The 9991-nt window shown below is 72.9% G+C and carries 8 protein-coding genes; 6 read left to right on the plus strand and 2 right to left on the minus strand.

Annotation, left to right across the window (positions count from 1 at the left end; translation table 11 throughout):
- Both AX737_RS19730 and AX737_RS19735 read right to left on the minus strand, forming a co-directional pair.
- Window positions 1–3452, minus strand: a 3452-nt coding sequence (locus AX737_RS19730) for an AsmA-like C-terminal region-containing protein (protein ID WP_066924350.1), incomplete at its 3' end; no start/stop codon positions are given.
- Between the two features lie 390 nt (window positions 3453–3842).
- Entirely contained in the window at window positions 3843–4082 is a 240-nt protein-coding gene (locus tag AX737_RS19735) for a hypothetical protein (RefSeq protein WP_066924352.1), read from the minus strand.
- Window positions 4083–4265: 183 nt separating this feature from the next.
- Here AX737_RS19735 and AX737_RS19740 point away from each other — a divergent pair, with 183 nt between their 5' ends.
- The 6 genes from AX737_RS19740 to AX737_RS19765 all read left to right on the plus strand — a co-directional run.
- The gene (locus AX737_RS19740) at window positions 4266–6626 is read left to right on the plus strand and encodes a UvrD-helicase domain-containing protein (RefSeq protein ID WP_066924353.1); all 2361 of its coding nucleotides are present in this window, start codon (window positions 4266–4268) and stop codon (window positions 6624–6626) included.
- Between the two features lie 383 nt (window positions 6627–7009).
- Window positions 7010–7726: a PhoH family protein gene (locus AX737_RS19745; protein WP_066924354.1), complete on the plus strand. Its 717-nt coding sequence runs from the start codon at window positions 7010–7012 to the stop codon at window positions 7724–7726.
- Between the two features lie 133 nt (window positions 7727–7859).
- Window positions 7860–8120, plus strand: a complete 261-nt coding sequence (locus AX737_RS19750; protein WP_066924358.1) for a hypothetical protein — start codon at window positions 7860–7862, stop codon at window positions 8118–8120.
- A gap of 168 nt (window positions 8121–8288) precedes the next feature.
- On the plus strand, window positions 8289–8576 hold the full coding sequence (locus AX737_RS19755) for an accessory factor UbiK family protein (RefSeq protein ID WP_066924355.1): 288 nt from the start codon (window positions 8289–8291) through the stop codon (window positions 8574–8576).
- A 290-nt stretch (window positions 8577–8866) separates the two neighbouring features.
- A complete protein-coding gene (locus AX737_RS19760) occupies window positions 8867–9376 on the plus strand; it encodes a YbjN domain-containing protein (protein WP_066924356.1) in 510 nt (169 codons plus the stop codon).
- Window positions 9377–9392: 16 nt separating this feature from the next.
- A partial coding sequence (locus tag AX737_RS19765; protein ID WP_066924357.1) for a pyrroline-5-carboxylate reductase dimerization domain-containing protein occupies window positions 9393–9991 on the plus strand: 599 nt, incomplete at its 3' end.

Raw genomic sequence — 9991 nt, forward strand, 5'->3', positions numbered from 1 at the left:
GTCGCCTCCTCGGCCTCGCGCGCCCGGGCCTGCCGGGCCGCCTCCTCCGCAGCGGCCTGCTGCGCCTTCACCCGGGCTTGGCGCGCGGCCTCCTCGGCCTCGGCGGCGGCCTTGAGGGCGGCGGCGCGGGCCTGATCCAGCTCGATGCGGGCGCGGCGGCGCTGGCGCTCGACCTGATCGGCCTCCAGAAGCTCGATCCGCTCCAACTCGCGCTGCAGCACTGCGGCGGCGAGGCCGGTGGCGAGCGGGCCGGTATCGAGCGCGCGCTCCGGTGCGCCGAGCGGTCCGGTCAGCCCGAACCCGGCGGCGGGCGTGCCCGCGCTCCAGCCGCGGGGAACCGCGCCGCCCGCGAGCGTGCCGCGCGCGTCGAGCCGGCCATTCCGCAGGTCGTACGCGAGGCTGCCGTTCCAGCGCGCCGGGCCGAGATCGAGGTCGAGCGGGCCTGCCCGCAGCACGCCGCCGATGATCGTCGCGGGCGCCGAGACGGGCTCGCGCGCCTGGGCGGCGGCCCGGTTCAACTCCTCGCCGACGATCTGGGCGAGGCGGCCCTCGCGCAGGGGATCGTCCGCCTCGAGCGCGCGGGCGAGCGCCCGCCCGAGCGCGCCCGGGTCGGCCCCCGGCACGCTGAGATCCGCCAGCGTGAGCGTGCCCGATCCCGCGAGGTTGCCCGCGAGCGCGCCCGCATCCGCGCCGGAAGTACCGAAGCGGAGCTTGGCCGAGAGCCGGCCGCTGAGCGGGCCGCCGGAGAGAGCGGGCAGGCTCGCATCCTCCAGCGCGCCCTCGCCCGAGACGGCGAGGCCGCCCGTCCGCCGCGCCAGCGTGGCCGTTCCGGTGAGCCGCCCGTCGGCGAGGCGCCCGGTGAGGTCGCGCAGGTCGAGCGCGGCGTCGGCGAAGCCGAGCTTAAGGCCCGCACCGGAGAGCGAGAGGCCGCGGCCGAGATCGAGCGTCTCGGCCCGGAGGTCGAGGTCGAAGGGGGGCGCCGGCACGGACCGGTCCGGCTCCGGCAGGGCGGCGGCGAGTTGCGGCAGCGAGAGCCGCGCGAGCGCGACGCTGCCCGTCACCGGCCCGTCGCCCGCGCGCCGGAGGTCCGCCTTCAGGTCCGCCCCCGCGACTTGGCCCCTGAGCCGCGCCCGCAGGGCCTCCTCGTCGTGCGCCAGCGTCAGCGTCAGGTCGGCGGGCCAGGGACCGGGCGGCAGGGCGGTGGCGCCCGCGAGCCTCAGGAAGGGAGCGAGGTCGGGGCCGCTCGCCCGGATCTCGCCCGCGTCCGGCCGCCCCTCCGGGTCGAGCCGGAGCGGGCTGGTGGTCGCGAGCCTCAGGCCCGCCACGGTGCCGTCGAGGGTCAAGGCGAGGAGCGCGTCCTCCCCGCTCGCGCGGGCGTAGCCCGAATCGTGCTGGCGCGTGGCGAGGATGCGCAGGCTCGCGGGCTGCTGCAGGCCGGCGATGTCGGGCCGCGCGAACCAAGTGCCGGCCCGGGGCGTGACGAGGCCGATCTCGGCCCGGTCGATCCGGCCGGCGCGGCTCGTCAGCGCGAGGTCGAGGTTGCTTCCGGCCACGCTGCCGCGGGCGCTCGCCCGCAGGGCGTCGCTGCTGCCGGCCTCCCGCTCCAGGGCGACCGCGAGGTCGAGGGCGCCCGCCCGCAGGAAGGCCGGGATCAGCCGGCTCTCGCCGGTCCAGACCCGGTCGAGCAGCGTGAGGAGCGGGGCCGCAACCGGGGCGGCGAGCCGACCCGAGACCTTTCCGGCCCCGTCCGGTCCGATCCGGCCGGCGAGCGTGCCGCTGGCGCCCGCGAGATCGCGGATCTCCAGGCTGTCCACCACGAGGCTCGGCCCGTCCGAGGCGATGCGCGCCGCGATCGTGCCCGCGCCCGAACCGGTCTGGCCGTAGCGGACCTCCCTTGCCTCCAGGGTCAGGCCGAGATCGTGGCCTCTGAGCGCCGCGACGGTGCCGCCGAGCGGCGGCAGCGCGGCGATGTCGAGCCCGCGCGCCGCGATCTGCGCCTCAAAGCGCCCGCGCGCCGTGCCCTCCGGGGCGGTGTAGCGGGCGAGCCCCGTGAGCCGGGCGCTGCCGAGGGTGAGGTCGAGGTTGCTCAGCGACAGGGTCTGGGCGGCGGCCGAGACGGTGGCGCTCACTGATATCGGGCGCCCGTCGAGCACCGCGACGGCCGGGCCATCCAGCTCGAGCTTGCCGAGATAGCGCCCGAACTCCTCCGAGCGCGGCGCCGAGAGGGTGACCGGGCCGTTGAAGTGCGGCGCGGGCGCCACCTCCAGCGTCCCGCTCGCCGTGAGCGCGGCCGCACCCGGCGCGGTCGCGCGGAAGCTGCGCAGGACCAAACCGCCGGTGCGGTCGAGGGTGCCGGCGAGCGCGAGGTCCGACCATTCCTCCAGCCCGAGCGCGAGGCTCTCGACCGCGAGGTCGAGGTCGAGCAGCACCGGCAGGCCGGGGGCCTTCCTGGGCAGGCCGCGGGCGATCAGCGCCTGCCCCGCGCCCGAGAGCAGGAAGGCGTCGAGGTCGAGCCGGCGCGCCTCCAGGCGCAGGCCGGCGCGCCACTGGCGCAGGTCGAGCCGGCCGCTGCCGGAGAGGCGCAGCGCGCGCCCGGCCGGGTCGACCTCGGCGCTCACCCCCTCGAAGCGGACCTGCGACCCCTGCGCCTTGAAGCGCCCGCCGAGCGTGAAGGGCAGGTAGTCGCCCGCGGCCTGCGTCGGCGGGCCGACCACGAGGCGGGCCGTGCCCTCCGCCTGCACCGACAGCGCCTGCCGGCCACCGGTGCCGCGGCCGGGCGCGGGCACGAGGCCGAGGCGCGCGTCGGCCTCGAAGCGCGGGCGGCTGTCGCCGCCGCCCGAGAGCTTGACGGGCAGGTTTCCGTCGGCGCCGACCTCGCCGCTCGCCAGCCGGAACGGCACCCCGGCGCTCGTCCCCTCGACCCGCCAGGGCCCGGCGAGCGCGGGGGCCTGGATCCGCAGGTCCTCGGCGTAGAGCTGGTCGGTGCGGCCCGTCGCCGGCACGGTGGTGGTGAGCAGGAACTGCTGGATCTGCAGGTCCTCGATCGCGAGGTCGCGCGCCGGCAACGTTTCGCCGAGGCCCGCGGGCAGCAGCAGCGCCTCGCCCCCGGTGACCGGCAGCCGCACCTCGGCTCGGCCGATGCGGGTCTCGGTGAAGCGGATCTCGCCGCCGAGCAGCGGCGTCAGCGCGATCTCGGCCTTCACGAAGCGGGCGTCGAGGCCCGGCGTCTCGCCATCACCGCCGATCCGCAGACGGTCGAGACGCAGGCGCGGGGAGGGGAGCAGGCGCACGTCGAGCCGCCCCTCGCTGCGGGCGGGCAGGCCCAGCGAGCGGCCGATCGCCCGATCGACCAGGGCGCGGTGCGCCGTCCAGTCGAGGAGGGGCGGCACGGCGAGCGCCGCGACGAGGACAAGGATGACGGCGCCCGCGAGCGCGGTCAGGAGGTCACGCACCGGTCTGGTCCCGCTTCTGGCCCGCCCGCGGCGGCGGGTTCCGGGACAGCCGCTCGCGGACCGCCGGAGGCGGGCGCTTCGTTTGCCCCGGCGCGGACATAGCACGGTGCGGGGCACCCGGCGCCAGTTGCCGTCGGGGCACCACGCCCGAGCGATGGCGCGCGCCCTTTTCCCGGATGCCCGGAACACAGTCGAGGGTGATCCGGAAACGAGAGACGGAAGTGCCGCGAAGCGGCTCGATCCTGAGCGACGGTGCAGGAGGCGGACGCTGCGCGCCTTCTCGCGCGGGGTGCCGGCTCCCCTCCGCTGACGCACCGGGCGTCCGGGAAGGCGGCGGTGATGACCGGAGCCAACCGCCGCCTCCGTTCGGGGAGAGGTGGATTTGCGGTCCTAGCGCCGCGGCGCGCCCACGGCGCCCGTGGGCGGGGCGGGCGGCTGCGAGGTCTGGCTGCGCTGCATCTCCATGCGGGCGGCGTTGTTCTGGCTCGTGGTACCGATCTGATTGCCGCGCGCGGTGCTCTCGCTGGTGAGCGCCTGGTTCGTCGCGTTCGGGTTCGACAGGACCTGGGCGCCGGCCGGGCCGGCGGCGAGCGCGAGGGCGGCGGCGAGCGTGACGTGTGCGAGGCGCATGGCGATCCTCCTGTTGCCGTGATCGTATGCGGTGACGACGTGCGAGCGCCGGCCCGGTTCCGGCGCGTTCGCCGTCGGCCTACCCGCGGGACCCCCGCGAAATCCCGTGGGATGGGCCGGCCAACCCGCGACGACCCAGGCGCGGCCCTCGACGCCGTTCGCGTTTTGGTCCAGGGAGGACCTATGCAGAACCCTCCGCACGCCGCTTCCAGAGCCGACGGGTCCGTCGGGTCCCAGGGTGCCGCCACCTCGATCTCGGCTCGCGCCATGGGGGCCTTGCGCCCCGACGCGGCCGCCTATCTCGACGGGCTGAACCCCGAGCAGCGCCGCGCCGTCGAGACCACGGAGGGGCCGGTTCTCGTGCTGGCGGGCGCGGGCACCGGCAAGACCCGGGTGCTCACCACCCGCATCGCCCACCTCATCGCGACCGGCCGGGCGCGCCCCTACGATATCCTGTCGGTGACCTTCACCAACAAGGCGGCACGGGAGATGAAGCACCGCATCGGCACGCTGATCGGGCCGGCGGGCGAGGGCATGCCCTGGCTCGGCACCTTCCACGCCATCGGCACCAAGATCTTGCGCCGCCACGCCGAGCTCGTCGGGCTGAAATCCGACTTCACGATCCTCGGCACCGACGACCAGCTCCGCCTGATGAAGCAGGTCATTCTCGACCAGAACGTGGACGAGAAGCGCTGGCCCGCGCGCGCGCTCGGCCACGCCATCGACGGCTGGAAGAACCGGGGCCTCTCCCCCGAGCAGGTGCCGGCGGGCGAGGGGCAGGCCTTCGCCTTCGGCAAGGGGATCGCGCTCTACACCGCCTACCAGGCCCGGCTCGCCACGCTCAACGCCGTCGATTTCGGCGACCTGCTGCTGCTCTGCCTCAAGCTCTGGCGCGAGAACCCGGACATCCTGCAGACCTACCAGAGCCGGTTCCGCTACATCCTGGTGGACGAGTACCAGGACACCAACGTCGCCCAGTACCTCTGGCTGCGGCTGCTGGCGCAGGGCCACCGCAACGTCGCCTGCGTGGGCGACGACGACCAGTCGATCTACGGCTGGCGCGGCGCCGAGGTCGACAACATCCTGCGCTTCGAGCACGACTTCCCGGGCGCCGTGGTGGTGCGGCTGGAACGCAACTACCGCTCGACCGGGCACATCCTCGCGGCCGCCTCGGGGCTCATCGCGAAGAACGAGGGGCGGCTCGGCAAGACGCTCCGCACCGACGACGAGCCGGGCGAGCGCGTCACCGTGACAGGCGCCTGGGATTCGGAGGAGGAGGCGCGCCAGATCGCCGAGGCGATCGAGCGGCTGCAGGGCAGGAAGCACCCGCTCTCCGAGATCGCCGTGCTGGTGCGCATTTCCGCCCAGATGCGCGAGATCGAGGACCGCTTCGTCCAGCTCGGCCTGCCCTACCGGGTGATCGGCGGCCCGCGCTTCTACGAGCGGGCCGAGATCCGCGACGCGCTGGCCTACCTGCGCGTCACCGCCAACCCGGCCGACGACCTCGCGTTCGAGCGCATCGTGAACACCCCGAAGCGGGGTTTGGGCGATGCCACGCTCCAGCAGCTCCACGCCTACGCCCGCGCCGAGCGGGTGCCGCTGCTCCTCGCGGCCCGCCGCCTCTGCGAGACCGACGAATTGAAGCCGCGCGTCCGCTCGACGCTGCGGGCACTGACCGAGAGCTTCTCGCGCTGGGCCCGCTCCGTCGAGAGCCAGCCCCATTCCGAGGTCGCCCAAACCATCCTGGAGGAGTCCGGCTACACCGAGATGTGGCAGAAGGACCGCTCGGCGGACGCGGCCGGGCGCCTGGAGAACCTGAAGGAGTTCGTCCGCTCCATGGAGGAGTTCCCGGATCTGGCGGGCTTCCTGGAGCACGTCTCGCTGGTGATGGAGGCGTCCGAGGCGGAAGGCGCCGAGCGCGTCTCGCTGATGACGCTCCACGCCGCCAAGGGGCTCGAGTTCGACACCGTGTTCCTGCCCGGCTGGGAGGACGGCCTGTTCCCGAACCAGCGGGCGCTCGACGAGAGCGGGCGCGCGGGGCTCGAGGAGGAGCGCCGCCTCGCCCATGTCGGGCTGACGCGCGCCCGCAAGCGCGCCAAGCTGTCCTTCGCGGTCAACCGCCGCATCCACGGGCTGTGGTCCTCGACCATCCCCTCGCGCTTCATCGACGAATTGCCCGAGAGCGCGGTCGACGTGGTGGAGGCCCCGGCGCATTTCTCGGCGGGCGCCTCGCGCTTCGACCGCAACCCGGCACCCTTCGGGTCCTCCTACGGCACGCCCGGCTGGCAGCGGGCGCAGGCCGCCACCGGCGGGCGCGGCTTCGGTGCTTCACCCGGCGGGCGCTCCGGCGGTCCCCGCCAGATCGAGGGCGAGCTGGTGGCGAAATCCACCGGCGGTTCCTCCGCCTTCCAGGGCGGTCAGCGCGTCTTCCACACCAAGTTCGGCCCCGGAACCGTCGCGGGCGTCGACGGCAACAAGCTCACGGTTGACTTCGACAAGGCCGGCCGGAAGATGGTGCTCGACAGCTTCCTCCAGCCGGGGTGAGCTGTCCCGCCGGTTCAGGCCCGGACTTTTCAGGGCGGCAAGGCCGGTCGGAATCGCCTCGCGGCGAGTCAGGATCGAGGGCGTGACGGATGCGGTGTCATCCTGTGTCCACCCCGCGGCGCCAGAGCGCCTGATCCGACGCCTCCCTCAGTATCGTCTCCGAAATGCAACGCCGGCGCTGAAGCTCGCGCGTCTGCGCCGGCTTGGTGCGGTCGTTGCTTGCCGGATTCGTGCCGGTTTGCACAGGCATCTGGGGCCAAGATGGAACCCACGAACATGGTCCATCATTGAGGTGCAAGAGGCAAAACAGGTCTGAATAAAAGGTATACGACGACAGCGCAGTGACAGTTCCAGATTGGCAAGTCCAGGTGGAGTGTTGATCGATGAAAAGACGGCGCGCACGACTCGAGCTGGTGGAAGATCGCGGTGCCCGGGTGCACCGGACCCGGTTCGACGAGGAACGTTGTTTAAGTCCGATCCAACCACTGACCGACCGGCAGGGCGAATATCTCGACGCCCTCGCCAAGCACGCGCAAGTCATCGTTCTGGGGCCCGCCGGGACGGGCAAGACCTTCATCGCCGGAACCCGAGCCGCCGACCAGCTCCGCCAGCGCCGCATCGCCAAGGTCGTGATCACGCGGCCGAACGTGCCCTCGGGCCGCTCGCTCGGCTTCTTCCCCGGCACGCTCGAGGAGAAGATCGCTCCCTGGGTGGCGCCGCTCACGGAGGCCATGAAGGAGCGGATGGGCCAGGCCGCCTTCGAGATCGCGCTGAAGGCCGGCGACATCGAGATCGTGCCCTTCGAGGTGATGCGCGGGCGCACCTTCAAGAACTGCCTCGTGATCCTCGACGAGGCGCAGAACACCACCACGGCCGAGATCAAGATGTTCCTCACCCGCATCGGCGACGATTGCCAGGTGATCATCAACGGCGACGTCTCGCAGACCGACCTGCGCGAGACCTCCGGCCTGCGCACCGTGATCCACCTCGTGAAGAGCCGGATGATGCCGATCCCGGTGGTTGAGTTCACCCGCGACGACATCGTCCGCTCCGGCATCTGCGCGGAGTGGGTGAAGGCTTTCGAGGAAACCAATCTCTGATTGAAGGGTTGGGCACGGCGGACCCCTGCGGAGGTCCGCCGTGCCCGCTCGGGCGCGAGAAACTGCTCCGAACCTCCCGAACGGGAGGATGAACCGGGTGCCGCGCCCGGACATTCGAGACCAGGAATCTCCCGTGAGGAAACTGACCTTCGCCTTCGCCGTCGCCGCCGCGATGGGTGCCGCTGCCCTTGCCGGCCCGGCCTCCGCGGCTCCCGGGATGCCCGCGGGCGTGAGCGCGCCCGACGCCGTCACCCATGTCCAGATGACGCCGATGGAGCGGCGCATGGAGCGTCGGGCGGTACGCCGTCACATCGAGCGTCGGATGGAGCGCCGCGCCATGCGTCGACACATGGAGCGCCGGATGATGCGGCGGCACATGATGCGCAACATGTAAGCAGCGCGCTCGCGCGTCGGATCGGGGCCCTTCGGGGCCCCGTTTCCATTCGGGGGCTGGCGGAGCGGCGCCTGTGGATGCAGGCAGATTGCCGCGGCCGCGCGGGATTCCCTTCACGGCCGCCCGCGTGACATGCACGCCGCATCTCTGGCTTTCCGGGAGACGACCATGCCCCCCTCCAACCGCCTGTTCGACGACTTCGCCCGGATGATGACCGATGCGGCCGGGGCCGCGCAGGGCGTGCGCCGGGAGGCCGAGACTGTGGTCCGCGCCCAGTTCGAGCGCCTGATCCGCGACATGGACATCGCCTCGCGCGAGGAGGTTGATGTGCTGCGCGACCTCGTGAGCACGCTGCGCACCCAGAACGATGCGCTGGCCGCCCGCGTCACGGCCCTCGAGGCGAAGCTCGGCGACAAGCCCGGAACGGCCTCCGCGGGCGCGAGCGAGGGCGTCTGAGCCGAGCGGCCGGGCGCTTCGGCTTTTGCACAGGGAAGCGGAGCTGCCGGTTCCGTTTCCTGTTCACCGGGCGGGCGGCCCGCTTTGTGTCGCGACTCCCGCCCGGTCTATAGTCGGTCAGGTTCTGATTCGCCCGAGCGCACCGATGACCGCCGACACGTGATCCTTCGCATCATCGCTCAAGACCCCGAATGGTCGAGCTTTACTGCGTTGGGGCGCGTTTGGACGCCCGGTTGCTTCACCAACACCATGCCACTGCGGCCAGACCCCGGCCGCCAGTCCGGATCGTCATGCCCCAGCTTCACGTCGACATCGAAGACCAGGACCGGATCGAGCACCCGCTCGACGTGGTCGAGCGCCTGGCCTCCCTGCGCGACTGGATCTTCGACCGGGCGGAGACGGACGAGATGTCCGTCACCAGCCCCGGGCGCTGGACGGACTACCATCTCGCCTTCACCTGGATCGAGGACATGGAGGCGCTGCACGTCGCCTGCGCGTTCGATCTCAAGGTGCCCGAGCGCCAGCGCGTCGAGGTGTTGCGGCTGATCGCGCTGGTCAACGAGCAGCTCTGGATCGGCCATTTCGACCTCTGGTCGAGCGACAACGTGGTGATGTTCCGCCACGCGCTGCTGCTCACGGGCGGCGTCATCCCCACCCATCCGCAATGCGCGACGCTGATGAAGTCGGCGGTCGATGCCTGCGAGCGCTACTATCAGGCCTTCCAGTTCGTGCTCTGGGCGGGCAAGACGGCCCGCGAGGCCCTCGACGCCGTGCTGTTCGAGACCGAGGGCGAGGCCTGAGGATTTTTCGATCACGATGACCGCCATCGGACGCCTGCCCGCCTCTCTCACCCTCGTCGGCGCCGGCAAGATGGGCGGGGCGATGCTCGCCGGCTGGCTCGAGGCCGGGCTCGACCCGCGCGCCGTCACGATCCTCGATCCGGCCCCCTCCGGTGCAATCGCCGCGCTCTGCGCGGAGCGCGGCATCGCGCTCAACCCGGCCGATCCCGCGCTGGCCGCGGTGATGGTGCTCGGCATCAAGCCGCAGGGCCTGGAGGCCGCGGCAGTCGCGCTGTCGCCGCTCGTCGGCCCCGGCACGCTCGTCCTGTCCATCCTGGCTGGCAAGACCATCGCGGACCTGAAGGCGCGCCTGCCCGGGGCGCGGGCCGTCGTGCGGGCGATGCCGAACCTGCCGGCGAGCGTCGGGCGGGGCGCGACCGGGGCGGTGGCGAGCGCCGAGGTTACGGCCGAGCAGCGCGCCGTCGCGGAGGCGCTGCTCTCTGCCGCGGGGCTCACCGAGTGGCTCGACGCGGAGGCGCAGATCGATGCGGTCACGGCCGTCTCGGGCTCGGGGCCGGCCTACGTCTTCCTGCTGGTCGAGGCGCTGGCCGAGGCCGGCGTGGCGGCAGGGCTCGC

This window comes from Methylobacterium sp. CCH5-D2, from assembly GCF_001556475.1.
GTDB classification, from domain to species: Bacteria; Pseudomonadota; Alphaproteobacteria; order Rhizobiales; family Beijerinckiaceae; genus Methylobacterium; species Methylobacterium hispanicum.

Bases quoted from the DNA above. Each gene is read 5' to 3' on its own strand.
- AX737_RS19735 (WP_066924352.1), bottom strand. From the start codon at position 4,082: ATGCGCCTCGCACACGTCACGCTCGCCGCCGCCCTCGCGCTCGCCGCC.
- AX737_RS19755 (WP_066924355.1), top strand. From the start codon at position 8,289: ATGCCCCCCTCCAACCGCCTGTTCGACGACTTCGCCCGGATGATGACC.
- AX737_RS19740 (WP_066924353.1), top strand. From the start codon at position 4,266: ATGCAGAACCCTCCGCACGCCGCTTCCAGAGCCGACGGGTCCGTCGGG.
- AX737_RS19745 (WP_066924354.1), top strand. From the start codon at position 7,010: ATGAAAAGACGGCGCGCACGACTCGAGCTGGTGGAAGATCGCGGTGCC.
- AX737_RS19760 (WP_066924356.1), top strand. From the start codon at position 8,867: ATGCCCCAGCTTCACGTCGACATCGAAGACCAGGACCGGATCGAGCAC.